This window comes from Streptomyces sp. L7 (genome assembly GCF_050990935.1).
In the GTDB taxonomy this organism is placed as follows: Bacteria; Actinomycetota; Actinomycetes; order Actinomycetales; family Microbacteriaceae; genus Leifsonia.
In genome coordinates, this window is sequence record NZ_CP194644.1 from 1,993,150 (window position 1) to 2,018,315 (window position 25,166).

The 25,166-nt window shown below is 68.7% G+C and carries 17 protein-coding genes and 3 pseudogenes; 4 read left to right on the forward strand and 16 right to left on the reverse strand.

Annotation, left to right across the window (positions count from 1 at the left end; translation table 11 throughout):
• Window positions 1-31 precede the first annotated feature (31 nt).
• From ACR5MH_RS10000 to ACR5MH_RS10015, 4 genes and pseudogenes are all read right to left on the reverse strand, one after another.
• Window positions 32-2,029 (reverse strand): annotated as a pseudogene (locus ACR5MH_RS10000) (glycoside hydrolase family 3 protein); the annotation flags it as partial.
• Window positions 2,004-2,963, reverse strand: a complete 960-nt coding sequence (locus tag ACR5MH_RS10005) for a nucleoside hydrolase (protein ID WP_431347081.1) — start codon at window positions 2,961-2,963, stop codon at window positions 2,004-2,006. The gene ACR5MH_RS10005 and the pseudogene ACR5MH_RS10000, both read right to left, overlap by 26 nt.
• Window positions 2,960-5,224: a glycoside hydrolase family 3 C-terminal domain-containing protein gene (locus ACR5MH_RS10010; RefSeq protein WP_431347082.1), complete on the reverse strand. Its 2,265-nt coding sequence runs from the start codon at window positions 5,222-5,224 to the stop codon at window positions 2,960-2,962. Before ACR5MH_RS10010 ends, ACR5MH_RS10005 begins: the two co-directional genes overlap by 4 nt.
• Before the next feature lie 31 nt (window positions 5,225-5,255).
• Window positions 5,256-6,008: a glucose 1-dehydrogenase gene (locus ACR5MH_RS10015; RefSeq protein ID WP_431347083.1), complete on the reverse strand. Its 753-nt coding sequence runs from the start codon at window positions 6,006-6,008 to the stop codon at window positions 5,256-5,258.
• Between the two features lie 155 nt (window positions 6,009-6,163).
• Between ACR5MH_RS10015 and ACR5MH_RS10020 the strand changes: the two genes are divergently transcribed.
• Complete coding sequence (locus ACR5MH_RS10020; RefSeq protein WP_431347084.1) at window positions 6,164-6,790, forward strand: TetR/AcrR family transcriptional regulator; 627 nt, start codon at window positions 6,164-6,166, stop codon at window positions 6,788-6,790.
• A 24-nt stretch (window positions 6,791-6,814) separates the two neighbouring features.
• Here ACR5MH_RS10020 and ACR5MH_RS10025 read toward each other — a convergent pair whose 3' ends face one another.
• Window positions 6,815-8,203: an MFS transporter gene (locus ACR5MH_RS10025; protein ID WP_431347085.1), complete on the reverse strand. Its 1,389-nt coding sequence runs from the start codon at window positions 8,201-8,203 to the stop codon at window positions 6,815-6,817.
• A gap of 425 nt (window positions 8,204-8,628) precedes the next feature.
• Here ACR5MH_RS10025 and ACR5MH_RS10030 point away from each other — a divergent pair, with 425 nt between their 5' ends.
• Window positions 8,629-9,972 carry an LCP family protein gene (locus tag ACR5MH_RS10030; RefSeq protein ID WP_433862553.1) on the forward strand — a complete coding sequence of 448 codons (1,344 nt, stop codon included), beginning with the start codon at window positions 8,629-8,631 and terminating at the stop codon, window positions 9,970-9,972.
• A 22-nt stretch (window positions 9,973-9,994) separates the two neighbouring features.
• Here the strand turns inward: ACR5MH_RS10030 and ACR5MH_RS10035 are convergent, their stop codons facing one another.
• Genes ACR5MH_RS10035 through ACR5MH_RS10055 form a run of 5 tightly spaced genes read right to left on the reverse strand, consistent with a single transcriptional unit; the run spans window position 9,995 to window position 17,364 of the window.
• On the reverse strand, window positions 9,995-12,091 hold the full coding sequence (locus tag ACR5MH_RS10035) for an alpha-galactosidase (protein WP_433862554.1): 2,097 nt from the start codon (window positions 12,089-12,091) through the stop codon (window positions 9,995-9,997).
• A gap of 10 nt (window positions 12,092-12,101) precedes the next feature.
• Window positions 12,102-13,439: an ABC transporter substrate-binding protein gene (locus ACR5MH_RS10040; protein WP_433862555.1), complete on the reverse strand. Its 1,338-nt coding sequence runs from the start codon at window positions 13,437-13,439 to the stop codon at window positions 12,102-12,104.
• 28 nt (window positions 13,440-13,467) lie between these two features.
• On the reverse strand, window positions 13,468-14,379 hold the full coding sequence (locus tag ACR5MH_RS10045) for a carbohydrate ABC transporter permease (protein WP_431347088.1): 912 nt from the start codon (window positions 14,377-14,379) through the stop codon (window positions 13,468-13,470).
• Entirely contained in the window at window positions 14,376-15,314 is a 939-nt protein-coding gene (locus ACR5MH_RS10050; RefSeq protein ID WP_433862556.1) for a carbohydrate ABC transporter permease, read from the reverse strand. Before ACR5MH_RS10050 ends, ACR5MH_RS10045 begins: the two co-directional genes overlap by 4 nt.
• 13 nt (window positions 15,315-15,327) lie before the next feature.
• On the reverse strand, window positions 15,328-17,364 hold the full coding sequence (locus ACR5MH_RS10055) for a beta-galactosidase (protein WP_433862557.1): 2,037 nt from the start codon (window positions 17,362-17,364) through the stop codon (window positions 15,328-15,330).
• 124 nt (window positions 17,365-17,488) lie between these two features.
• Between ACR5MH_RS10055 and ACR5MH_RS10060 the strand changes: the two genes are divergently transcribed.
• Window positions 17,489-18,517 (forward strand): LacI family DNA-binding transcriptional regulator, encoded by a 1,029-nt coding sequence (locus ACR5MH_RS10060; protein WP_431347090.1) that lies wholly within the window; start codon window positions 17,489-17,491, stop codon window positions 18,515-18,517.
• 146 nt (window positions 18,518-18,663) lie between these two features.
• Window positions 18,664-19,650 (forward strand): NADP-dependent oxidoreductase, encoded by a 987-nt coding sequence (locus tag ACR5MH_RS10065; RefSeq protein ID WP_431347091.1) that lies wholly within the window; start codon window positions 18,664-18,666, stop codon window positions 19,648-19,650.
• A gap of 111 nt (window positions 19,651-19,761) precedes the next feature.
• Here ACR5MH_RS10065 and ACR5MH_RS10070 read toward each other — a convergent pair.
• From ACR5MH_RS10070 to ACR5MH_RS10095, 6 genes and pseudogenes are all read right to left on the reverse strand, one after another.
• A pseudogene (locus ACR5MH_RS10070) lies at window positions 19,762-19,881 on the reverse strand (YdeI/OmpD-associated family protein); the annotation flags it as partial.
• A gap of 29 nt (window positions 19,882-19,910) precedes the next feature.
• Window positions 19,911-20,126: a hypothetical protein gene (locus tag ACR5MH_RS10075; RefSeq protein WP_431347092.1), complete on the reverse strand. Its 216-nt coding sequence runs from the start codon at window positions 20,124-20,126 to the stop codon at window positions 19,911-19,913.
• Complete coding sequence (locus ACR5MH_RS10080) at window positions 20,123-20,308, reverse strand: hypothetical protein (protein ID WP_433862558.1); 186 nt, start codon at window positions 20,306-20,308, stop codon at window positions 20,123-20,125. The genes ACR5MH_RS10075 and ACR5MH_RS10080 overlap by 4 nt, the downstream gene beginning before the upstream one ends.
• A gap of 194 nt (window positions 20,309-20,502) precedes the next feature.
• Window positions 20,503-21,756 (reverse strand): annotated as a pseudogene (locus ACR5MH_RS10085) (DHA2 family efflux MFS transporter permease subunit); the annotation flags it as partial.
• Window positions 21,757-21,865: 109 nt separating this feature from the next.
• Window positions 21,866-24,133, reverse strand: coding sequence for a glycoside hydrolase family 3 N-terminal domain-containing protein (locus ACR5MH_RS10090; protein ID WP_431347093.1), 2,268 nt, complete (start codon window positions 24,131-24,133; stop codon window positions 21,866-21,868).
• Window positions 24,130-25,164, reverse strand: a complete 1,035-nt coding sequence (locus tag ACR5MH_RS10095; RefSeq protein ID WP_431347094.1) for an ABC transporter permease — start codon at window positions 25,162-25,164, stop codon at window positions 24,130-24,132. The genes ACR5MH_RS10090 and ACR5MH_RS10095 overlap by 4 nt, the downstream gene beginning before the upstream one ends.
• Window positions 25,165-25,166: the final 2 nt, after the last annotated feature.

Here is a 25,166-nt window from a genome sequence, read left to right on the forward strand (position 1 = left end):
CGGTCACCTCGAACGTCGTGTACGACAACCCGTGCCCGAAAGCGAAGAGGGGTCCTTCACCATCGGTGTCGTTGTATCCGTGTCGGGTTCCGGAAGGGTGGTCGTAGCCGCTGCCGTAGTGGTGTCCGTGATACACCGGCAGTTGCCCGGCCGACCGTGGGAAGGTGTTCGGCAGCTTCCCACTGGGGTTCACCGCGCCGAAGAGGACCCTGGCCACTGCGGGACCCGCGTGCTCACCGAGGAGTGGGGCGAGTACGAGCGCATTCGACTGCATTGCGATCTCGGCCAACAACAGTGGTCGGCCGGACACGACGACCGTCACGAGCGGCACGCCCGTGCGGGCGATCGTTTTGATCAACCGCTCCTGGTTGCCAGGAAGCCGCGGTTCAGCGGTGCTCTGTCCCTCCCCCGCCGTATTGTTACCGACCCAACCGGTGCGCTCGCCGACCGCTGCGATGACGACGTCGGCCTCCGCGATCGCAGCCGTTAGCGAGTCGCCGAGCGGATCGCCGTCGTCGAGAAAGGACCCGGCCGGAACATACGTGATATCGGACGAATGCGTACGCAGAGCGTCCAGGAGGGTGAGGGCCTCCGGGTGGATCGCCCGCGCAGTGGCCTCGAATCGGGGTTCTATCCCGGGCATGCGCGCTTGGAAGATGTCCGTGAACACGAACGTATCCGGGTCGATCCCGGGGATCTCGCCGTCGCGGAGCGCCATCGAGCCCAGCACCATCTCGGAGTCCGAGGTGGACGTGTAGGCGCCGAAGTGGATGCGCAGCTCGTCGGCCGCCGGACCCACCACGGCGATGCGCGATCCGGGCAAGAGCGGGAGGACTCCGTCGTTGACGAGCAGAGTGATGGATTGTTCGGCGATCTGCCTGCCGAGCCCCGCGGACTCCTTCTTCGATGCGAGGGGCCGAGGGCTCCGCCTCTCGAACCCGGGGACGAGGCCGAGCCTGGTTTTGACGGTCAGCACACGGTCGACCGCTTGATCGATGACGCGCTCGTCGACTCGGCCGGAGCGGACTTCGTCGGCGAGAGCGCTAAAACGATCCGTCTCAGGGAGTTCCGCGTCGATTCCGGCGCTGACGGCCTGGGCCGCCGCCTCTCCGGGTGTGCGGGCGGTGTGGAAGATCGTCTCCAGCATCCGGACAGAGCTGTAGTCGCTGACGACAATGCCGGTGAACCCCAGCTGGCCACGGAGGAGGTCGGTCAGTAACCACCGGTTGGCGACCGCCGGCACACCATCGATCTCGTTGTACGAGTTCATCACGACGGAGAGCCCGGCCTCGTCGATCGCGCGTCAGAAGGGCTCCGCATACTCGTCGACCAGCGCGCGTGTGCCGATCGACGTCACGGCCTGGTTCAGGCCCCCTTCGGACGCTGCATAGCCGAGGAAGTGCTTGCCGGTCGCGAGAACGGCTGCGGTCGTCTCCCGACCATGGACCCCATGCACGAAGGCGACGGCGCAACGCGCCACGAGCTCAGGATCTTCTCCGTAGGTCTCGTGCACTCGGCCCCACCGCGGGTCGCGTGCGATATCCATGACAGGAGAGAAGACCAGATGACCACCCACGTCGTGGACATACGCGGAGGAGATCGCGGCTTGAGCCTCGATGAGTTCGGGGTTCCACGCGGCCGCCTGCGCCCAGGCCGTGGGGAACTGCGGCGCAGCTCGGTGCACGACGCCGCTGATCGCCTCGAAGTGCACGAGTGCGCCGATCCCGAACGGCGCGCGCTCGGTGACCTCTTCCTGGATGGCTCGCACGTCGTCGCGGAGCTGTTCGCGAGTGGTTCCCGCGAACCACGCCATCGAGAGGTGGCCCACCCCGTGCGGACTCAGCTGAGAGAGACGGCCGATGTCCAGTCCGAACAGTGCACCGCTTCCCGAGTCCGGCGGGGCAAGCAGATCGGTCAGACGGATGCCGCTGAGCTGAGCGACCTTCTCATCCAGAGACAGCCGTCGTCGAATCGCCTCGGGTGTCATGGCGTTTCCTTTCTCGTCACCGCGCTCCGGCGTCCGCAGCATGGAGGGCGAACTTCGCGAACATGTCTTCGAACATCAGGCGCGTGTCCGGCCGGGTGAAGACGCGCACGGGAGGCAGCGTCGGCTGGGCCGCCCCGTACCAGCCGGAGTCAGTGATGGACATCCGCGGCATCATGACCGAGTCCGATGAGGCCGGGTCCGGGTCGAATCCTGACTGCAGGGCGGTCAGCAGCACGAGCGGGCTGTCGCCCAGCACGTACGTCTCCCCCACGTTCAACCCGTGCTCGCCTACCCGGTCGGCGAATCCGTCGAGGGCCGACAAGAGGTGGGCGCCAAGACCTCCGAGACTCCCCACGCGCCGGCGCAGCTCAGCCCAGGACACCAGGCAACGCCGGTACGCGTCGGCCGGGACCTGCCAGAGCGGAATCGGCGAACCGAACACGACCTGCGCGCTGGCCACGTCGATATTCATGTTGTACTCGGCCCCGAACATCGACGGCTCCGCGGGTTCCGGGTCGGAGTAGCCTGCACCGCCGATCCAGACTGCCGTGAGCCGTTCGGCGATGGCGGGCTCGGCGAGATAGGCGTTTGCGAGTTCGGTCAGGCCGCCGCCGAGGACCACGTACAGCGGCAGATCAGTGTCGTCTCTCATGGCTTCCACGACGATCGCGTCACTCGCCTCAGACCTGACCGGGGCCGCATCGCTGCGATCCTGCTCAGTACCACGCAGGACGGGGATGTCGATCTTCATCTGCTCGAGCAGCGCTGCCACCTCGGAGACTCCCCGGTCGACCGAGCCGAGGTGCGCTCTCGGGGGCACCGCCGGCAACCGCGACGCGATGACGAACGGGATCTCTACCGATGGCGACAGAAGATGATGCGCAAGCTGAAAGAGGTCGTCCGGATCGCCTGCAAAATCGTTGTCGACGATCACCCGCGCGCGGGGCGGACGGGAGATCAATTCGGCCGGGTTCACTGATGAGCCGTCCTGCTCTGGCGAAGCTCCGCGAGCCGTTGGAGCAGACGCTCTCCCAGCACGGGGAATGGCAGTTTCGACGCGGCCATCGGCAGGATCGTGCGAAGCGGCATCGGGAGAACCAGCGGGAGCGTCGCGTCGTCCCACTCCCCCGTGCCCTGCGTCGCGAACTGCCTCATCATCTCCTGCAGAGCCACAGCGCCCTCGGCGTCGGCGAACCATTCGCCCATCGCTGAGTCGAGTGTCAGAGGCGGTGCCGGCTCCGTGCCGGCAAGCTCGACCCTGACCTGGGCGCGAATGTCGCGCGAGGAGGCTGCCGCCTGAATCGTGTAGAGACCCCCACCGCGAACCCATCGCCGGGAGCGCGAGCTCCAATAGTCCAGGTCCGCGAGCGGAATCCGTGACGTGGCCACGGTGCTGCCGCCGGCTTCCACGACCACCTTCTCGAACCCCACCAGCTCGTGGGCTGGGCGGTCTTCCTCCGACTTCGGCGGAACGGAGTAGAACTGCACGACCTCCGCGCCGTCGCGCGATCCGTTGTTGGTCACGCGGACCCGGACCTCCAGGGTGTCTCCCACAATGTCGGCGACGAGGTCTTCGTACTGGAAGCTCGTGTACGAGAGGCCATGTCCGAAGGGATAGGCGACATCGCGTCCCACCGAGTCGAAATGCCGGTAGCCCACGTAGATCCGCTCGCCATAGAGGACCGTCTGCCCGTTTCCGGGGAAGTTGTGGAATGACGGAGTGTCCGCGAGTGCGAGCGGGATCGTCTCCGCGAGCTTTCCCGACGGATTGGTGTCGCCGAACAGGAGAGAAGCCGCCGCGCTCCCGACGGCCTGCCCACCCAGCCACATCTCGAGGATCGCCTGGACGCCTCCCCGCCACGGCTCGACGGACACGACACCGCCGTTGGAGAGTACGACGGTGACCCGATCATTTGTCTCCACGATCCGCCGCAGCAGCTTCAACTGGTCATCGGGAAGGTCCATGGTGGCGCGGTCGAATGCTTCGGACTCGTCCTCTGCGGGAAGCCCGAGGAATACGACGACGTCGGACGCTTCGCGAGCCGCTTTCACGGCCTGATCCACGAGCCCGGGATCCGCCTGACCGTCCAATGTGAAACCGGGCTCGAAGGTCACGGCCCGATCCCCGGCTCGCGCACGGATGGTCTCCAACGCATTATCGATTCGTGTCGGCACGATGTGGCTGCTTCCAGCGCCCTGGTAGCGCGGTGTGCGAGCGAACTCTCCGATGACGGCGATGGGGCCTTCGGCGTCGGCGGAGAGCGGGAGGACCCCCTCGTTCTTGAGAAGAACGGCAGACTGCTCGGCGATCTCCTTCGCGAGAGCGTGATGGGTCTCCGCATCGAAGGCGGGCGCATGGCCCGCTCGAGCAGCGACGATGGTCACAGCGAGCTCGGCGACCCGTGAGGCTGCTCGATCGAGAATCGCCTCGTCGAGCGCACCGCTGCGAACTGCCTCAGTCAGGGCGGCCCAGCCGGCTCCCGTGCCCGGCATATCGAGATCGAGGCCGGCCCGCACGGCCGCGACGACGTCGGAGGCAGCCGCGCCCCAGTCGGAGAGGACAACGCCTTCCCAGCCCCACTCATCTCGAAGGATCTCCGTGAGTAGCCAGTGGTTCGAGATCACCGGCTCGCCGTTGACACCGTTATAGGAGGCCATGACGGTGGCAGGCGAGGACTTATCGATGACCCGCTGGAAGGCCCGGAGATAGATCTCGCGCAGGGTGCGCTCGTCCACCTCGGCGCTGATCCGCATGCGGTCGGTTTCCTGGTCGTTCGCAACGTAGTGCTTCACCGACGCCGCGACCCCGTGAGTCTTCAGCCCCCGCACCCATGCCGCCCCGAGCTCACCGGACAGAAGCGGGTCTTCGGAGAAATACTCGAAGTTCCGGCCGCACAGGGGGCTGCGTTTGATGTTCACTCCGGGGCCGAGCAGCACGTCAACGCCCAGCGTGCGCGCTTCGGCTCCCAGCGCGACGCCCATGGTGGAGAGAAGATCACGATCCCACGAACTCGCTGACGCAGACGCAGTGGGGAAGGCAGTCGATGGTCGGGCCGCGTTGATGCCCAGGTGGTCATCGCGACCTTCCTGGCGACGAACTCCGTGCGGGCCGTCGGATAAGACCACGGCCGGGATGCCGGCCGATTCAACGGCCGTGGTGTTCCAGAACGCGAAGCCGGAAACAAGCGACGCCTTCTCTTCGAGGCTCAGCCCGTCGATCAGGAGGTGGTTGGTCATCTGAATGGTTCTCTCCGGTACCTGGGGGTGGTCAGCTGGTCGTGTTTCCGGCCGAGTGCGCCAGACCGGCGCTTTCTCCGCCGTCGGCGATGAACTCTGCGCCGGTCGAGAAGGAGGACTCGTCGCTCGCGAGAAAGACGACGAGTTTCGCGATCTCGCTCGTCTCGCCCATGCGGTGGAGTGCGACGTGTTCCTGAGGGAACTCCATCCGCTGCAGCAGCGGAGTGCGGATAAGGCCCGGGTGCACGGTGTTGACCCGGACGTTGTGCGGACCGAGATCGAGGGCCGCACTCTTGGTCAGCCCTCGGAGACCGAACTTCGACGCGTTGTATCCGGTGATGCCTCCGAAGCCCTGGAGCCCGGCGGCAGAGGAGATGTTGATGATCGACCCGCGCCCGGAGGCTTTGAGCGCCGCCGCAGCCGAACGGATCCCGTAGAAGGAGCCGGTCAGGTTGACGTCGATGACCAGGTTCCAGTCCTCCGGCGAGTGCTCGTCGATCGGAGCGTTCCGCACCACCCCGGCGTTGTTGACGAGGATGTCCAGGCGACCGAACGTTTGCGCGACCACCTCGACGGCGTTGCGCCACTGGTCGTATTCTCGGACGTCGAGATGGACATAGTGCGCCGACGGTCCGATCTCCGAGGCGAGCCGCTGACCTTCTTCGTCGAGAACGTCACCGATCACCACCGAGGCTCCTTCCGCGACCAGTTCCCGGGCGAATTCGGCCCCGAGCCCGCGGGCAGCTCCGCTGATGAGCGCGACCTTGTCGGTGAGACGGTTCATGCGTGACGACTCGCTTTCCTCGATTCGAACCAATTTCGAAACTTAAAACTATTTTCGCGTTCGGGGCAACCTATCACAGCGTCTCCGCGGCGCGTGGCTGCTCGGGGCGGCGCCTCCAGGCCGAGCGCGGCACCCGGACGCCTATCATCGGAAGCATGTCCGCGGAGTCCACCCCTGAGCGCCCAGCGAGCGGCCCCGGTTCGCGAGGTCCGTACGCGAAGTCCGCACAGGTGCGGCAGAAGATCCTCGAGGCGTGCATCGAGGCGTTCAGCGTCTCCGGCTTCCACGGCGCCACGATGAAGGAGATCGCCGCCAAAGCCGGGATCAGCCAGACCGGCCTGTTGCACCATTTTCCCGACACCCGCTCCCTTCTGATGGAAGTCCTCGAAGAGCGCTCGCTTCAGGAATCATCCATCCTCCACTCGGCTGCCGAGAAGGACTTCTTCCATGCGCAACTGAGCGTCGTCCGCGACAATGAGGCCCGTCCCGGAATGCTCCAGCTGCACACAACCATCTCCGCGGAGGCGACCGACGCGGGCCATCCTGCGCATGACCGGTACCGGCAGCGCTACGACGACCTGCGCGAGTATCTCGCTGCGCTGTTCGAGATGCAGCAGAGCCGCGGTTACGTCCGCGTGTCCGCGTCGCCCACCGCTCTGGCCAACCTCTTCGTCGCCGCCCTCGACGGATTGCAGTTGCAGTGGCTCTACAACCCCGATGACGTGGATGTGGCGGAAAGCCTCGAAGCGTTGATCGATGCGTTGCTGAGCGACGTCGCCTGACGAGAGGGTCGAACGGCCGCCGGCTCAGCGCGTGCCGCGCACACGCGTGAGGATGATCAGTCCTCCGACGAGGGTGCATCCGGCAGCGACGAGGAACAGCAGCGTGTAGTTCTTATCCGCCCCCGCAACGCCGATGACCAACAGGCCGGACGCGATCACCGGGCCGACAGCTTGCGGCAGCAGCGTGGCGTAATTGTTGATCCCGAGGAAGCGCCCCGCGTTCGTGTCCCGCTCGGGGAGGATGTCGAATACGATCGCCTGGTCAACCGATGCGAACACGCCGACGCCCAACGTCGTCAGCAGCGAACCAGCAAGGAGTACCGGCAGACCGGATCCGAACGCCATGACAAGCACTCCGCCCGTGAAGACGATCGCAGCGGACATGACGAGCGCCCGGCGCCTTCTCAACTTATCGGAGAGCCAGCCACCGCCCAGAGCACCCAATGCTCCGAGGACGACTCCACCGAGTGCGAGGATGACGATAGTCCCGCCGATCTCGCTCACTTTCACGCCCAGCCGGGAAGCGAAGAAGAACGTTGTGAAGGTCGTCGAGAAGGCCAGACCCAGGTTGAAGATCACCCGGCCCAGACTGTTCCAGGCGAAATCGACGTGCTCACTCGGCTTGAACACAAGGTTCCTGAAGAACGCGCCGAGAGTGAGTCGGTCGACATTGACCAGAGCTGGGTTCGGATCGTCCTCGACGAAGACGAGGAAGAGCACGATCAGGATGAAGGCGATGACGCCGGGAACCATGAAGACGAGCAGGTTCTGGCCGATCAGTGAGGACGCGATGCCCGCACCGACCACCGGGCCAAGGTTCTGAACGAGGCCGACGAACCCCGACACTCTTCCACGCTGTTCCTCGGGAAGCTTATCGGCCTGTGAGTTGGTCAGCCCTGAGAGAACCGCGGCACCCCAGCTCAGTTGGGCGAGCACCCACGCGGCGCCGAGCACGATGATGTTCGGGGCGTACGCGAGAATGGCTAACGACAGCATGCCGCCGATGAGACCGGCGATGATGTACGGGCGTCGACGACCGAACCGGGAGCGGGTACGGTCACTCAGGATTCCGATGATCGGCGTCGCGATGAGCGGCGCGAGCGCGCCTATCCCGGTGATGTAACCGAGATACTCGTCATGCCCCGGCGCCAACTGCTCCACCTTCAAGGCAAGCGATATCGCAATCGGGGTAACCAGCGCGATGTAGCCGCCGAAGACAGCGAGGGTCAGGAGGGTGATGTACCTCTTGCTCACCCGCGGGCGGTCACCCCTCACGTCGGCCCCGGACTGCTGAACGGCCGGCACGACGAGCCCCGCTTCTGCTTGCCCCACCGGGAGGCTTGCACTCAGAGGTTCTGGATTGGTGCTGGCCGGGGCATTCGCGGCCGAACCGCCCTGGGAACGCTCGGTCATCTTGATCCTCCTTGATCGTTGGTGAGCTCGAATGTCGAAACATGATTCGATATTCAAACTATCGGGACGATAGCACATGCGGGCCGTCCGGCAAGTCTTCGGCCAGCCGTCTGGAAAAGCGGCGCCCCCTTTTTCGGGCTCGAGCGAGCAGCGCGAATCGGACTCAGGCAGCTAGACGCATCGTCCCGGTACCTGGGCGCCCCACTCGGGGGCAAACGGGCGCCTCCTCGAACTCGGGCCACCCCGCGCGGTGAGCCGAAGGCCGGGGGTTCGAATCCCCGATTCTCCGCCACACAATCGAGATGCGCCGCGGTGCGCGCGCAGAATCCTGACTCTCGCGACCGCCTCCCCGGCATCGGCGCCCGTCCAGGTGACAATGGCACGACCGGCCGTCCCTTCAGGCCGGCGCTGAGGAGTGATCTCGAGTGAAGCCGCCCGTGCTGCCCGGCCCGCGCACGCCGGACGCCCCCACCCGCACCGACGCGCCCGCGCCGGTCACGCCCCGAAACCGCCCCGCCCGCCGCCACCCGCGCAGCGTGTACGTGCGCAGGCGAATCGTCGCCGGCACGCTCGCGCTCGGCGTACTCCTCGTCGTCGCGGTCGTCGCGTTTGCCGTGTTCTCGTTCGCCGACCTGGTCACTGGCCTGCACCGCTCCGACCTCGCCTCCGCCGCGGGCGGCGACCAGAACATCCTGGTCATGGGGCTGGACAGCAGGCTGGACGAGAACGGCGACGCCCTGCCCGCTGATGTCTACAACGCGCTGCACGCCGGCGGTCAGGACGACGGCGGCTACAACGCCAACGTGCTCATGCTCATCCACATCCCCGCCGGCGGCGGCAAAGCGGTCGGGATCTCGATCCCGCGCGACGACTACGTCCCGCTGTCCGGCAGACCGGACGGCGTCGCCCAGTCGAAGATCAAGGAGGCCTACGGGCTGGAGCTCGACCAGAAGCTCACCGAACTGATGAAGGAGGGCAAGCTCAGCCGCGCCGACGCGTACCAGGAGGCCCGGGCAGCGGCCAGGCGGACCGAGATCGCGACGGTCTCGGCATTCCTCGGCGGGGTGCCGATCAACCACTTCATCGAGGTCACGATGGCCGCGTTCTACCAGGTCGCGCAGGCGGTCCAGCCGATCACGGTGTGCATCGCGGAGAACACCAAGGACCCCTACTCCGGAGCGGACTTCACGGCCGGGGTCCAACAGCTCTCAGCCTCCCAGGCGGTCAGCTTCGTGCGGCAGCGCCGGGACGAGAGCAACCCGTCGCTGAACTTCACGGACCTCGATCGCGAGCGCCGTCAGCAGGCGTTCATCGTCTCGCTGGCGACGAAGCTGAAGAAGGCGGACACCTTCGCGAACCCGGCGACCCTGGGGTCTCTGATCTCGGCCGCCAAGCAGAACATCGCGCTCGACTCCGGGCTGAACCTCCTCGACTTCGCGTCGGACGCCTCCCACTTCGCCGGAGGCAACATCACGTTCGTCACGCTGCCGATCCAGGGATACGGGGTGCGGGGCGGCCAGGACGTCAACCTCGTCGACACGAACCAGATCCACGCCACCGTGCGGCAACTCCTGAACCCGGCCACGGCGAGCCCGGCACCGGCGGCGCCGTCGAAGGCGGCGCCGTCGAAGGCGGCGAAGGCCGCACCGTCGTCCGGCTCGGCGGCCTCGGAACCGGCCCCGGCGCCCGCGGCCCCCTCGTCCCCGAACGGCACCTACACGGACCCCACAGCCCCGCTGCCCTCCGGCGGGGTGCCCTGCGTGAAGTGAGCCCGCCCACCCACGATCGCGTTCAGCCGTGCTCGCGCGCCGCGACCTCCACCGTCACGACATCCCCGACATTCATCGGGGGCAGCGGCAGCCCGACGCGTGCGAGTATCGACCCGGGCAGCGCCGCACCCCCGCCCAGCCACGGCGGCGGCACGTCGGTGACGAAGCGCCGGGTGGTCGCGAAGTCGAGCACCTCCACCCGATAGATCACCTCGTCGTCCAGGCCCTCCATCCGGAACGGGGCCGGCAGCGCCGCGCGGACGGTGTCCGCACAGAGAGCCTGGAACACCGCGCGCCGCCGGTCGGGCGCAACGACGCCGATCGTGTCGACGCCGTCGCCCGCGCCGTCCGGGCGGACCGTGACACCGGTCGCGATGAGTCCACGGGTGCGCTTGTACCAGCGGATCCACCGGGCGATCGTGGCCCGCTCCTCGTCGGTCGCGGTGGTGAGGTCCCACTCGATGCCGGCGGAGGCCAGCGATGCTGTGGCCAGCCGCGACTCCAGCGCGGTGTGCCGCTTCGTGATGTGGGCGACGGGCGCGCCGACGTGCGAGCCCATCAGCTCCGGAGGCGCGAGCAGAGCGGTCCAGCGCTGGATGCGCTGACGGTCCACAGGGTCGTTGGTGTCGCTGGCCCACACCCGGCCGGCGTACCGCAGCACCCCGAAGTCGACACGACCGCCACCCGAGGAGCAGGACTCGATCACCACCTCGGGATGCTCGGCGCGCAGCTCCGCCATCAGCCGGTAGCTCGCCAGCACCTGCCGGTGCGCCGAGCCCGCGAGCTGGTCGCGGTTCTGATCCCACTTGAGGAAGCGGATCGGGTACTCGTGCAGCAGCGCGTCGAGCTGGTCCCGCACGTGCCAGTAGGCGTCCGGCCGGCTCAGGTCGAGGACGTGCTGGTGCCGCCACGGGATCGGCGACGCGCCACCGGGGTCGGTGAGCAGCCAGTCCGGATGCGCGCGTGCCAGGTCGGAGTCGAGGCTGACCATCTCGGGCTCGATCCACAGCCCGAACTGCATTCCGAGCGCTTCGACGCGGGCGACGAGGGGGTGCAGGCCGTCCGGCCAGCGTTCCGGGTCGACCGTCCAGTCGCCGAGGGCACGCCGGTCGTCGGTCCTGCCGCGCATCCAGCCGTCGTCGAGGACGAACCGTTCGACGCCGGCCTCCGCCGCGAGCTCGGCCAGGCGGCTCAGAGTCGGCAGGTCGTGATCGAAGTAGACGGCCTCCCAGGTGTTGAGCACCACCACGGGAACGGGGTCGCTCTGCCCGAAGCCGCGTGCGACCGCGTGGAAGCGCTCCGAGATGCCGTCCAGGCCGCGATCCGAGTACGCCGCGTACACCGTCGGCGACGTGTACGACCGCCCGGGGATCAGCCGGACCTCGCCCGGCTCCAGGAGTTCGGCCGCGCGCAGCATCCGGTGGCCGGTGGCCGTCGCCTCGGCCGAGAGATCGGCGTCGCCGCTGAACCCGAGATGCACCGCCCAGACCTCGCCCTGCCGGAACCCGAACCCGGGCGTGCCTGCGGCCAGCACGATGGGAGCGTCGTGCCCGGTGCGGCCGTGCCTGCTCTGGCGCACCCAGGCGCCCTGGTCGACGATGCGCCGCTGCGGCTGCCGCTCACCCGCCCAGCGGCCTCCGGTGTCCAGCACCTCCGCGGCCCGGACGGGGATCGGGAGGCTCACCGCGAGGGCGGCGACCTCCCAGTCGGTCGTTCCCTCGTTGGCGATGGTCGTCGTCGCTTCCAGCAGACCGCCCGGGTGGATCCGCAGCTCGATGACGAGCCGCAGCCCGGTGCGCAGATCCGACGCGCGCACGATGAGCCGGTCGTCGTGCTGCTCCACGAGCGGGTCCCGGAAGGCGGGAGTCGCGGCGCCGTCCGGGCCGACGCCAGCGATACCGGGCCGCCCGGTCCAGCCCTCCGCGCGTACCGGCAGCAGGGTCGGCGTGAACGGGATGTCGATGGAACTCGGCGGCACGGCGGGGACGAGCGCATCGGAGACCGCTTCGATGTCGTCGACCGCGCCGAGATCGGCTCCCCAATGCAGGATGCGCGGCAGCGCGGAGCCGCGGGCGTCGAGAAGGATCTCGACGCCCGCGGCCCGCAACCGGAACAGCATGCTGATGAGGCTATCCCTTGACCGGGATCGACTGGGCCTTCAGCGCGTCGATCGTCTTCTGCTGGCCGGTCTTGAGCGCGTCCAGCAGCGTGCCGGAACCGCCCAAGGCCGCGCCGAAGCCGTCGGACACGTCCGTGTAGGTCTGCGTCATGGTCGGACCCCAGGTGAAGTTCGGGTCGACCTGGCCGGAGGCCTGCTTGAACACGTCGTAGATCTTCTGGCCGCCGTAGAAGGCCTGGCCGGAGGTGAACGCGGGGAGGTCGGCGCCGGCCTTGGCAGCCGGGTAGAGACCGCCGAGCTTGTTCTCCAGGGCGAGCGCCTCGGGGTCGGTGTTCAGCCACATGGCGAACTTGGCCGCCTCGTACGGGTGCTTGGAGCCCTTGAGCACGGCGGTGGAGGAACCGCCCCAGTCACCGGCCTTGCTGTCGCCGGCCGACCACTGCGGCATCGGGGCCACGGCCCACTTGCCCGCGGTGTTCGGAGCACCGGTCTCCAGCGTGGACGCACCCCAGACCGCGGACACCCAGGTCCACTGCTGGCCGTCGTCGAACGACTTGTTCCAGTCGTCGGAGAACGAGGCGAGCTTCGACACTTCTCCGGCGTCGATCAGCTTCTGCCAGTAGTTCGCGACCTGCGTCGACTTGTCGTCGGTGAGGTTGACGTTCCACGTGCTGCCGTCGTTCTTGAACCACTGACCGCCGGCCTGCCACACCATGCCCGCGAACCAGTTGACGTCCGTCTTCGGGAAGTTGGTGATGTACGCGCCCTTCGCCTTGATCAGAGCCGCGTCCTTGGCGTACTCGTCCCAGGTCGTCGGGACCGGGATGCCCGCCGCCTGGAAGAGGTCCTTGCGGTAGAAGAGGGCGATCGGGCCGGTGTCCTGCGGAACGGCGTAGACGGCGTTGTTCTCGCCGAAGGTCACCTGGTTCCAGGTCCAGTCGACGAACTTGCTCTGGGCGCCGCTCACCGGCTGGCAGGCGGCGATGTTCGTGAGGCCGTCCTGGACGCGGAAGTTCGGCAGCGCGTCGTACTCGATCTGGCCGAGGTCGGGTGCGTTGCCCGCCTTGATCTGGTTGAAGAAGTTCTGGTAGGTGCCGGAGTTGCCGTTCGGCCCGGTCTGGAACTTGACCTGGATGTTCGGGTTCTTGCTGTTCCAGAGGTCGACGACCTTGTCCATTCCGGGAACCCACGTGGTGAAGGTCAGGTCGACCTTGCCGGAGGAGGGCTTGCAGTCGCCCGAGGCGGCAGTGCTCGTGCTGCTGGCGCCCTGGCCGGAGCAGGCCGTCAGCGCGAGCGCGGCGGTCAGGCCGACGGCGGCGGCGACCATCCTGGTGCGTGCTTTCATCATGTGTCCTTTTGTGATTGTGAACGGGTGGTTACTTGACGCTTCCCGCGGCCAGTCCGCCGGACCAGAACCTCTGCAGGCTCAGGAACGCGATGATGAGCGGGATGATCGACACGAAGGCCCCGACGATCACCAGTGATCGCAGTTCCGGGGCCTGGCCGATCGAGCTGTTCCAGGCGTACAGGCCGAGCGTGACCGGGAACAGGGTCTGGTCCCGCAGCATGATCAGCGGCAGGAAGAAGTTGTTCCAGATCGCGACGAACTGGAACAGGAACATGGTCACCAGCGCGGGCGACATCAGCCGAACCGAGACGGTGAAGAAGGTGCGCACCTCGCCGGAGCCGTCCAGGCGAGCGGCCTCCAGCAGTTCGTCCGGCACGCTGGCGGCCGCGAAGATCCGCGCCAGGTAGACCCCGAACGGGCTCACGATGCTCGGGAGGAAGACCGACCAGTAGGTGTTGGTGAGCTGCACCTGGGAGAAGATCAGGAACAGCGGCAGCGCGAGCGCGGTCGCGGGCACGAGCACACCCGCCAGCACCACGTTGAACAGCACCTCGCGGCCGCGGAACCGGTACTTGGCCAGCGCGTAGCCGCACATCCCGGCGACCAGAGTGCCCAGGAAGGCGCCGACGCCGGCGTAGAGGATGCTGTTGACCACCCAGTGCACGTAGACGCCCGAGTCGTACGTGAAGAGGGTGCCGATGTTGCCGATCAGGGTCGAGAAGCCGTTCGGTGTGAACCAGAGCGCGGCGGTGGTGGTGAACTCCCCGCGGGTCTTGGTGGACGAGACCAGCAGCCACCAGATCGGGATCAGGAAGTAGAAGGTGAACACGGCCATCACGAGCATGGCGCCGATGCGCGAGACCGGGTTCTCTCGGCCGGCCCCGCGGGGAGCGGCGTCGCCGCGCTTGATGCGGCGGGTCGCCGCGGTGATGGTGGTCATGCGAACGCCCTCCGTTGGGTGAGCTTGAGGAACACGAACGAGAGCACGAAGGTGAACAGCGCCAGCACCACCGACATCGCGGCCGCCAGGCTGTAGTTCGGGATCGACGCCGTCGTGTAGACCGCGAGGTTCGGCGTGTAGGTGCTGTTGATCGCCGTGCTGAAGCTGCGCAGGGTCTGGGGTTCGGCCAGGAGCTGCAGCGTCCCGATGATCGAGAACACGGCGGTGAGGATGATCGCCGGCATCACCAGCGGGATCTTGATGCGGACGGCGACCTGCCAGTTGTTCGCGCCGTCCAGCTTCGCGGCCTCGTAGATCTCCTGCGGGATCGCCAGGAGCGACGAGTAGATGATCAGCATGTTGTAGCCGACGTAGACCCAGGTGACGATGTTCGCGATCGACCAGAGCACCAGGCCGGAGCCCAGGAAGTCCACGTTCTTGGTCAGATCGCTGAACGGGGACAGCGACGGCGAGTACAGGAAGCCCCACATGATCGCGGCGATCACGCCAGGGACGGCGTACGGGGCGAAGAACGCCAGCCGGAAGAACTTCTTGCCGCGCAGCAGCGGGGAGTCCAGCAGCAGCGCGAACACCAGCGCCAGCAGCAGCATCACCGGCACCTGCACGACCCCGAACACGAGGACGCGCCCCACCGAGGTCCAGAACGCGCTGTCCTGGAAGACCTGCACGTACTGGGTGAAGCCGCCGAAGACCTGCGTGGCCGGCCCGAACGTGCCCTGCCGCTGCACCGTCAGCAGCGATTCGTAGATCGCGTAGCCGATCGGCACGGCGTAGAAGAGGGCGTAGAGGAGCCCGAACGGGGCCACGAAGATCAGCACGGCCCGCCACAGGCTCCGTCCGCGCCGGCGGGAGGGTCGGGACCGTGCAGCTTGCGGGCTCGCGGTCCCGGTCGTCGGGGGTGACATCGTCGTCATCGGCTGTCCTTTCTCAGTTCTCGCGTCTCGTCTTCACGACACGCACCGCTCCAGGCGGCAGCTCCATCCCGTCGACGGCGGCGCCGGTCAGCAGCTCCAGCCCCGCGGCGCCGACCGTGCGGGCCGCGTCGGTGTGGTTGATGTAGAAGCGGTAGTCGGCGTCGGGTCCCCGACGGAGCACGGACTCCACGCCGTCGGCGTGGTCCGCGGGGATGGCGACCCCGGCCTCCTGTGCGGCCCTGACGAGCAGGCCGCTCAGGTGCGGCCGATCGACAGCGGTTCCGACGTACCAGGCGGAGCCTCGGCCGAAGGCGTTCCGGGTGACCGCGGGCGACCCGGGGAGCGGGCCGTCCTCGAACGCGACGAGCACCTCCGCGGTGCCCGGCACGATGTTCTCGCTCCACATGGTTCCGGTGGCCCCGTCGTCCAGGGCCACGCTGCCACCCGCGGCGAGCGGGAAGAACTCGTCGACGTGGAGGCCGAGGAGTGTCGTGAAGGCGCCGGGGTAGCCGCCGAGCCGCACGCGGTCGTCCTCGTCGACGATGCCGGAGAAGAAGGTGATGACGGCGGTCCCGCCGTCGGCCACGAAGTCGGTCACGGCCTTCGCCTCCGCGTCGCGGACGAGATACAGCGACGGCACGACGACCAGGCGGTACCCGGACAGATCGGCTCCCGGCTTCACGACGTCGACGGTGATGCCGGCCTCCCAGAGCGCGCGGTACATCGCGTGCGTCTGCTCCAGGTAGCGCAGCTCCTCCGACGGGTGCGAGTCGAGGTCGGTGGCCCACCACGCCTCCCAGCTGAAGATGAGCGCAGCCTCGGCCACCACGCGTGTGCCGGCCAGCTCGCGGACGGACCCGAGCGCCCGGCTCAGCTCCAGCACCTCCTGCCACTTCCGGCTGTCGGTGCCGGCGTGCGGCAGCAGCGCGGAATGGAACTTCTCGGTGCCCTGCGCCGACGCGCGCCACTGGAAGAAGCAGACGCCGTCCGCGCCGCGGGCGACGTGGGCGAAGGTGTTCCGCATCAGCTCGCCGGGCGTCTTGGCGATGTTGCGCGGCTGCCAGTTGACGGCGCCGGTCGCCTGCTCCATGAGCAGCCACGGACCGCCCTCGGCGAGCCCCCGGGTCGTGTCGGCCGCGAACGAGAGCTCCTGGTGCGGGTCCGGGAGCCGATGGTCGAGGTAGTGGTCGTTGGCGATCACGTCCATGTGCGGCGCCCACTGCCAATAGTCCTGGGTGCGGATGTGGGCGGTCACCATGAAGTTCGTGGTCACAGGCACCGTGGTGAGCCGGCGCAGGACGCGCTCTTCCACCCGGTAGCACTCCAGCACCTCGTCGGAGCTGAACCGCGCGAAGTCGAGCGCCTGCGTGGGGTTGCCGGCGGAGAGGGTGCGCCGCGGCGGGAGGACCTCCTCCCAGGCGCCGTAGCGCTGGCTCCAGAAGGCCGTCCCCCACGCTGCGTTGAGCCCGTCGAGCGTTTCGTACCTGGCGCGGAGCCAGTCGCGGAACGCGCCAGCGGAGACGTCGCAGTAGCAGTGCGCGTTGTGGCAGCCGAGCTCGTTGGAGACGTGCCAGAGCTGCACGGCGGGGTGGGAGCCGTAGCGGGTGGCGACCTCCGTGGCGAGGCGCTCGGCCGCGGCGCGGAACACCGGGGAGCTCGGGCAGTACGCCTGCCGGCCGCCGGGCCACGCGCGGATTCCATCGGCATCGACCGGCAGGATCTCCGGGTGCCGTGTGCTGAGCCAGGGCGGCGGGGACGCGGTGCCTGTTCCGAGGTTGATACCGATGCCCGCCCCGTGGAGCAGCCCGATGATCGCGTCCAGGCCGGAGAAGTCGAAGACGTCCGGACCGGGCTGGATCTGCGCCCAGCCGAACACGTTGATCGCGACGATGGTCACGCCCGCTTCGCGCATGAGGCGGATGTCCTCCGCCCACACCGCCGGGTCCCACTGCTCGGGGTTGTAGTCGCATCCGAACGCCAGCCGGCTCCCGGTCTCCCCCGACGTCGTGAGCACGGACAGTGCCGAGCCGACCGTGCTGCTGGGCGACATCGTGACCTCCTCGTCGAAATCTGTGAACGTTCCCAGACCATCTGGAACTGAACAGACCGAATTGGTCTGGGAACGTGCACAGACTAAGCGCCGCCTCGCGCGGTTGTCAAGATAAAGTGACGGTATGACCTCCGAAGCGGCCCGCCCGCGCCCGCGCCCGGCGACCATCCATGATGTCGCGCGCGCCGCCGGCCTGTCGCGCGGCACCGTCTCGCGCGTCATCAACGGGGAGCCGTACGTCTCCCCCGAAGCCCGGGCGGCGGTCGAGTCCGCGATCCTCGAGGTCGGGTACGTGCCCAACACCGCGGCGCGGAATCTGAAGACGCGCAGGTCCGGCGCGATCGCGTTGATCGTCCACGAGCCGCACTCGCTGTTCCTCGAGGACCCGAACATCGGCACCATCCTCCTCGGCATCAACGCGGTGCTCTCCCAAGCCGACTACCAGCTCGTGACGCTCATCATCGACTCGACGCGGGACAGCGACCGCGTCGCCGAGTACCTCCGCGGAGGCTTCGTGGACGGCGTCATCATCATCTCCGCCCGCGCCGGCGATCCGATCGGCCAGGCCGTCGCCGCGATCGGCATCCCCGCGGCGTTCGTCGGGCATCCGCCCGGCATCGAGGGCATCGCCTACGTCGGCATCGACAACGTCGGCGCCGCGCGATCCATCACCGAGCGTCTCGTGGCGACCGGTCGGCGACGGGTCGGCATGATCGCCAGCGCACTGGACCGCGACTCCGGCCGCGACCGCCTGGCGGGCTTCCGGCAGGCGCTGGGCGAGCTCTTCGACCCCGAGCTCGTGGTCGAGTTCCCGCTCTACAGCCACAGCGCCGGCGTGGAGGGGATGCGACGGCTCCTGGAGCGGGCGCCCGACCTCGACGGCGTCTTCGCGGCCTCCGATGCGATCGCCGCGGGCGCCCTGGATACGCTGCGCACCACCGGCAAGAGCGTGCCGGGCGATATCGGCGTGGTCGGTTTCGACGACAGTGCGTGGGCGCTGCGCTGCCAGCCCGCGCTGTCGACGGTCCACCAGCCGGCGACCGAGCTCGGCCGGGCCGCAGCGCAACTCGTGCTCGACCAGATCGCGCGGGTCGGCGCCCCTGTCGACGGGACCATTCTGGACACCTCGGTCGTGTGGCGCCTCTCGGCGTGAGCCGGTCGGGCGTGTCCGCGGCTCTGGTCTCACGGACGCCGCGCGGTCCGCACAGCCTGTGAACAAAGTGTAGATCGTATAGATTCTTACTTGGCTAGGGATATTCTCGGCAGTGCACTGACCGGCCGCGGCGAAGGAGGGTGACGGTGAGCAAGCACGACGAGATCACGACCTACGAATACGACAGGAACGGCGGGGTCGACGTCCTTGAGAAGCGAACCAGGGCCGTCCGCCCACTCGGCTCCGGCGAGGTGCTCGTCGAGGTGGTCACGGCGGGCGTCAACCACATCGACGGTTTCATCCGCAGCGGGCGCGAGGAGGCGTGGGCCGACGAGCCGTTCCCGCGCGGCTCGGGAAGCGATTTCGCCGGAATCGTCGTGACCGGCGACGGCGACGGGCAGTTCCGCCGGGGCGATGAGGTGATCGGTCATCTTCGCCAGGGCGCCCACGCGTCGCACGTCATCGCCCCGGTCGGCGCGCTCGTCCGAAAACCTCCGCGGGTGACCTGGGAGACCGCCGGCGGACTCTTCCTCGCCGGCGCGACGGCACTCGACACCCTGGACGACCTCCGCGTCGGACCGGGCGACACCGTGGTGATCTCCGCCGCTGCCGGCGGCGTAGGCAGCATCGAGGCACAGCTTGCGAAGCAGCGAGGCGCCCGCGTCATCGGGACCTGCGGCGAGCGCAACTTCGACTACCTTCGCCAGGTCGGCATCCGGCCGGTCACCTACGGCGCAGGGATCGAGGAGCGGATCCGCGAGCTGGCTCCCGACGGCGTCACCGTCCTGATCGACAACTTCGGACAGGACGGACGCGCCATCGCCGAGGCTCTCGGAGTGCCCCCGTCGCGCTACCGGTCGAGCGCGGACCGCCGCGAGACGGAACTGCGCCTGCTCAGAGACGATCCCGCTTCCGTCGCCCACGCCACCGGGCTGCTCGAACGGCTGGCCCGGCTCGCCGACGAGCGGGCGTTCACGCTGCTGATCTCCGGTTACTACCCGCTGTCGGAAATCGGTTCCGCCTACGACGACCTCCAGAACATGCACGCGCGCGGCAAGATCGTGCTCGGCACGCATCCGGTGACGACCTACCGGACTCTGAAGGCGCGCGACGTGCAGGAGGCGCGCGACTGACGGCTCCGACTGCCGCTCAGCCGCGGGCCGGTGGCGGCGACCCGGGCTGGCGCCACTGATTCGGCCGCCGGTTCCGATGCGCCTCGGCCACGACGGTCTCGACACGGCGGTCTCGACACGGCGGTCTCGGGTGGCGCCGGTCTTGGCCGAGAGCAGCCATTCGGGGATAGCGCGGCGCGCCGAGCGCGGGAAGGCGTCCCAGTCGACGCGCGCGACCGGGTCGGCATCCAGGGCGGTGCGGCTCCCGGCCTCGCGCCACGCTAGGCTGCGGGGCTCAGCCGGGTGAAGAACCGCGCGAGCACCGAGCGCTCGTGCCGGCCGAGCGTCGCGGTGAGGGCCGCGATCTCCTCGAGCGTCGGGGACCGGTCCATCCGGTCGGCCAGGAGCTCCAGTGCGAACGCGATGTCGTCGGCGGTGTGCTGCTGCCGGGCGACCGCGGGCCGCGGGGCGGCGGCCTCGGAACGTTCTGCGCTCACGTGGTCTGCTCCTGTCGTGTCGTGTCGTCGTGCTCCGCCGGTTCGGGCTCCCGGCGGGCCCCGCCCCCGGCCGCGCCGCCCAGCGACAGGGAGGCGAGCAGGCCGACCACCAGGAAGCCGGCGGCCGAGAACGCGGCGTAGCGGGTGCCATCGCTGAACGCGACTTTGGCGTCCTCCGCCACCGGCGCGGTGCGCGGGTCGCCCTCCAGCCTGGAGATGGCCGCGCCGGAGCTGTCGACGACGGCCGAGACGAGGGGGCGGCCTGCTGGGCCGGGATCCCGCGGTCGTCGAGCTTCGCGCCGAGGACCAGGCTGGTCGTGCCGAAGAGGATCGTGCCGAGGAGGGCGATGCCGAGGGCGGACCCGATCTGTCGCGCGGTGCTCTGGGTTCCGGAGCCCTGACCGCTCTGCTCCACGGGCACGTCCTTGAGCACGACTCCGGTGAGCTGCGCCGTCGCCAGTCCGACGCCGAAGCCGTAGACGAACAAGAAGGGGATCAGGGCTCCCCACGGCGTGGTGTCCGAGATCACGACACCGAGCCCCGCCACTCCGACGATCTCCGCGGCCAGCCCGATGCGTACGATGACGACGGGCGCGATCCGGTTGCCGAAGGCCCCGGCGAACCCGCTGGCCAGGAAGGAACCGATCGCGAGGGCGAGCAGGATGAGGCCGGTGTCGAGCGCACTGTAGCCGAGGATGTTCTGCAGCCAGATCGGCAGCGCCAGGATGATGCCGAACTCACCGAGCGACACGATCAGGGCGGCGATGTTGCCGTTGCGGAACGACGGGATGCGGAAGAGCCCCAGCGCGAGCATCGTGCTCCTGCCTGCCTTCATCCTGGCGCGCCCGCGGAGCACGAACCCGATCCCCGCCAGCACGGCGACGGCGAACGCGATCGGGACCGGCGACAGCGTGAACGGCCAGGCCCAGCCGCCGATCCGCGGCACGGTGTCGACGAGCCACCACCCGTAGGTGCGGCCTTCGATCAGCGCGAACACGAGGCTGGCGCTGGCGACGACCGACAATGCCGCTCCGAGCCAGTCCACCCCTCCGGAGTGGGCCGTGTCGCGCGACTCGGCGACCGTGGCGAGCACACCGACGATGATGATCACTCCGAGCGGCACGTTGATCCCGAACGCCCACCGCCACGAGAAGGTCGTCGTCAGCCAGCCTCCGAGCAGGGGACCGACCGCGGTCATCCCGCCGATGGTGGACCCCCAGACGGCGAACGCGATCGCCCGCTCGCGGCCGCGGAACGTCGCGTTGATGAGCGAGAGCGTCGTCGGCAGGATCATCGCGCCGCCCACGCCCTGGACGAGGCGCGACCCGATCAGGAACGCTCCGGTCGGCGCCAGCGCCGCGGCGATCGAGGCGAGCATGAAGACCGCGACGCCGATGAGGAGGATGCGCCTGCGCCCGAACCGGTCGGCCAGGGTGCCGAACACCAGCAGCAGCGAGGCGAACACCAGGGTGTAGGACTCCTGGATCCACTGCACGCCGGTGGAGTCGACCTTCAGCTCCGTGACGATGGAGGGGATCGCGACGTTGACGATCGTGGAGTCCACGATGATGAGGGCCACCGCGACACTGATGAACACCAGGCCGAGCCAGCGCGTGCGGGTTCCGGTCACAGCGACTTCCTTTCCAGGCAGGTAATCAGCGTGCTTAGTAAAAATACGCTAACACCATCCCGCCCGGGGAGGAAGCGCCCGGCGAGGAAGCACCCGGGTCAGTCTCCGGTCACCGCACCTCGAACCCCGCCGCCAGCAGCACGTCGTCCCGCGACGACGGCCCCACCAGCAGCTCGAACCCTCCCGCCTCCACGCGCCGCTCCCCCGCCGCGTCCACGATCGTGCACTCCGCCACCGGCAGCGTCAGTCGCACGCGCGCCGATTCCCCCGGCGCCAGCTCCACCTGGCGGTACGTCTTCAGCTCCTTGTCGGCCCAGCTCACGCTCGTGACCAGGTCGCGCACGTAGACCTGCACGGTCTCGCGAACCGGACGGTCGCCGGTGTTCGTCAGCGTCAGGGAGGCCTCGATCGTGTCGCCGACGCCGAGCGAGGTCGTAACCAGCGCCAGGTCGGAGTACGACACCGTGGTGTACGACAAGCCCTCACCGAACGCCCAGGTGGGCGATTGGGTGAGGTCCGCGTACCGGTCGCCGTGCTGGCCGCGGATCTGGTTGTAGTAGGTCGGCTGCTGGCCGACGTGCCTCGCGAACGAGATCGGGAGGCGGCCCGACGGCTCGACCCGGCCCGCGATGATCTCCGCGAGAGCCTGACCGCCCTTCATGCCGGGGTTCGCGGCCCACAGGACCGCCGCGGCCCGGGCGACCGACGGCGGAAGCACCAGCGGCTTGGAGGCCAGGAGCACGACGATGACCGGCTTGCCGGTCGCGATCACCGCGTCCAGCAGCGCGTTCTGGCCGCCGATCAGCTCCAGCGTCGCGGTCGAGCGGCCCTCGCCGACGAGCTCGATGCGATCTCCGACCACGGCGACCACCACGTCGGACGCCTCCGCGGCGGCGACGGCCTCCGCGATCAGGCGCTCGTCCGGTGCGCACGGCACGACCACGGGAGGCCGCGGCTGGCCGTCCGGGAACGTCGAGCCGCGGGGGTCGACCTCCAGCGTGAGGATGTCGGCGCCGCGGGCGTGGGCGACCTCCCAGCCGTCGATCGTCTTCAGGCCGTCGAGGACCGTGGTGATCATCTCGCGCGGCTGGCCGTCGAGCCAGCCGGCCTGGCCGGACCCGCCGGCCCAGTCGCCGAGCTGAGTCTGGGCGTCGTCGGCGAGCGGGCCGACCAGCGCGACGCGCAGCGGCGACGCGTCCGGCAGCGGCAGGACCCCGTCGTTCTCCAGCAGCACGATGGAGCGGCGCGCGACCTCCAGGTTGAGCTCGGCGTGCGCCGCGCTGCCGACCACCGAGTCCAGGTCGGGCGACGGGAGGCGCGGGTCCTCGAACAGGCCGAGGTCGAACTTCAGCGTGAGGATGCGGGCGACGGCGGCGTCGAAGGCGTCTGCGGCCAGCAGTCCCCGCGCGACGGCCTCCAGCGCACCCTCGAAGAACCGCGGGGTCGTCATCACCATGTCGTTCCCGGCGGTCACCGCGGCGGCCGCGGCGTGGGCGTAGTCGGGCTGGACCTTCTGCTCCCAGACCATCCGGCCGACGTTGTCCCAGTCCGTGATGAGCGTGCCGGTGTAGCCCCACTCGCCGCGCAGCACCTCGCTGAGAAGCCAGTCGTTCACGGTGATCGGGACGCCGTCGGTGCTCTGGTAGCCGAGCATGAACGTGCGGCAGCCTTCGCGGGCGACCCGCTCGAACGGCGGGAGGAACCAGCTCCGGAGCTTCCGCCGCGAGATGTCGGCCTCGCTCGCGTCCCGGCCGCCCTGTGTCTCGGAGTAACCCGCGAAGTGCTTCGCGGTCGCGAGGATGGCGCTCGGGTCGTCCAGCCCGGTCCCCTGGTAGCCGCGGACCATCGCGCTGGCGAGTTCGCCGATGAGGAACGGGTCCTCGCCGAACGTCTCGCTGATCCGGCCCCACCGGAGGTCGCGGGCGATGCACAGCACCGGCGAGAAGGTCCAGTGCACGCCGGTGACGGCGACCTCCTCCGCGCTGGCGCGGGCGACGCGCTGGATCAGCTCGGCGTCCCAGGACGCGGCCATGCCGAGCTGCGTCGGGTAGATCGTGGCGCCGGGCCAGAACGAGTGCCCGTGGATGCAGTCCTCACCGACCAGCAGCGGGATCCGCAGCCGGGTCTGCGCGGTGAGCCGGTTGGCCTCCAGGATGCGCTCCGGTGAGGTGTGCAGGATGGAGCCGACGTGACGGCGCAGGACGTGGTCCTCCAGGTCGTCGCGCGCGTCGAGCTGCAGCATCTGGCCGACCTTCTCCTCCACCGTCATGCGGTCGAGGAGGTCGCGGACGCGCTCGGCGGTCGTCAGCGACGGGTCCTGGTACGGAAAGTTCTCCTCTGCGGGTGCGGTGGCGATGGACGGGAGGATCGAGGTCATGCGGTGTTGCTTTCCGGGGTCGCTGCGGCCGAGGCCGCGGTGGAGTTCGTGCGCACCTGGGTGACGGCGGCGTTGAGGTTCATGCCCTTGCGCTTCATCGCACGGGCGCGCTCGCCCGCCGAACGCAGGCGGGGGTTGACGTACTCGTCGATCCCGAAGTTGATCAGGGCGAGGGAGACGCCGAGCAGCGCGATGCACAGGCCGGCGGGGACGTACCACCACCAGTAGTCCGGGAACGCGTTGTTCTGCTGCGCCCAGAACAGGATGGTGCCCCAGTTCAGGTTCGACACCGGGATGACGCCGATGAACGCGAGCGTGGTCAGGCCCAGCACGGCGGCCGTCATGGTGCCGACGAAGCTGGAGGCGATGATCGCCAGGAGGTTCGGCAGCATCTCCACCAGGATCACCCGGTGCAGCGGCTCGCCGTTCGCCCGGGCGGCCTGGATGAAGTCGCGGTTGCGCAGCGACATGGTCTGCGCACGCAGCACTCGGGCGCCCCATGCCCAGCCGGTCAGGCCCAGCACCGCGGCGATGAGCGGCAGCGGCGGGTCCTGGAACTGCGAGGCGACGATGATCATCAGCGGCAGGCCGGGGATGACGAGGAACACGTTCGACAACGCCGACAGGGACTCGCTCTTCCAGCCGCGCAGGTAGCCGGCGGTCACGCCGACGACGATCGCCACGACTGTGGCCATGATCGTCGCCAGGAAGCCGACGACGAGGACGCCGCGGGTCCCGTAGACGAGCTGGCTGAAGACGTCCTGGCCGATGTGCGTCGTGCCGAGCAGGTGCGTGAACGACGGCGGCTGCAGCGTCTCCTTCAGGTTCTGCGCGTTCGGATCGTGCGGTGCGATCAACGGGGCGAAGATCGCGACGAGCACGAACACGCCCAGGATGATCAGGCCGGTGGCCGACTTCGGGTTGCTGAACATGGCCAGGGAGGCCGTGAGCTGCGACCAGAAGGTGGTCTTCTTCGGCGCGGGCGGCTCCGGGGTCACAGCCTGAACAAAGGCGGTCTGGGGCAGGGACATGA

What these genes read in the sequence shown, in the direction of transcription:
- ACR5MH_RS10010 (WP_431347082.1), bottom strand. Translation starts at nt 5,224, where the DNA reads ATGACCAACCACCTCCTGATCGACGGGCTGAGCCTCGAAGAGAAGGCG.
- ACR5MH_RS10015 (WP_431347083.1), bottom strand. Translation starts at nt 6,008, where the DNA reads ATGAACCGTCTCACCGACAAGGTCGCGCTCATCAGCGGAGCTGCCCGC.
- ACR5MH_RS10020 (WP_431347084.1), top strand. Translation starts at nt 6,164, where the DNA reads ATGTCCGCGGAGTCCACCCCTGAGCGCCCAGCGAGCGGCCCCGGTTCG.
- ACR5MH_RS10025 (WP_431347085.1), bottom strand. Translation starts at nt 8,203, where the DNA reads ATGACCGAGCGTTCCCAGGGCGGTTCGGCCGCGAATGCCCCGGCCAGC.
- ACR5MH_RS10035 (WP_433862554.1), bottom strand. Translation starts at nt 12,091, where the DNA reads ATGCTGTTCCGGTTGCGGGCCGCGGGCGTCGAGATCCTTCTCGACGCC.
- ACR5MH_RS10040 (WP_433862555.1), bottom strand. Translation starts at nt 13,439, where the DNA reads ATGATGAAAGCACGCACCAGGATGGTCGCCGCCGCCGTCGGCCTGACC.
- ACR5MH_RS10045 (WP_431347088.1), bottom strand. Translation starts at nt 14,379, where the DNA reads ATGACCACCATCACCGCGGCGACCCGCCGCATCAAGCGCGGCGACGCC.
- ACR5MH_RS10050 (WP_433862556.1), bottom strand. Translation starts at nt 15,314, where the DNA reads ATGACGACGATGTCACCCCCGACGACCGGGACCGCGAGCCCGCAAGCT.
- ACR5MH_RS10055 (WP_433862557.1), bottom strand. Translation starts at nt 17,364, where the DNA reads ATGTCGCCCAGCAGCACGGTCGGCTCGGCACTGTCCGTGCTCACGACG.
- ACR5MH_RS10060 (WP_431347090.1), top strand. Translation starts at nt 17,489, where the DNA reads ATGACCTCCGAAGCGGCCCGCCCGCGCCCGCGCCCGGCGACCATCCAT.
- ACR5MH_RS10090 (WP_431347093.1), bottom strand. Translation starts at nt 24,133, where the DNA reads ATGACCTCGATCCTCCCGTCCATCGCCACCGCACCCGCAGAGGAGAAC.
- ACR5MH_RS10095 (WP_431347094.1), bottom strand. Translation starts at nt 25,164, where the DNA reads ATGTCCCTGCCCCAGACCGCCTTTGTTCAGGCTGTGACCCCGGAGCCG.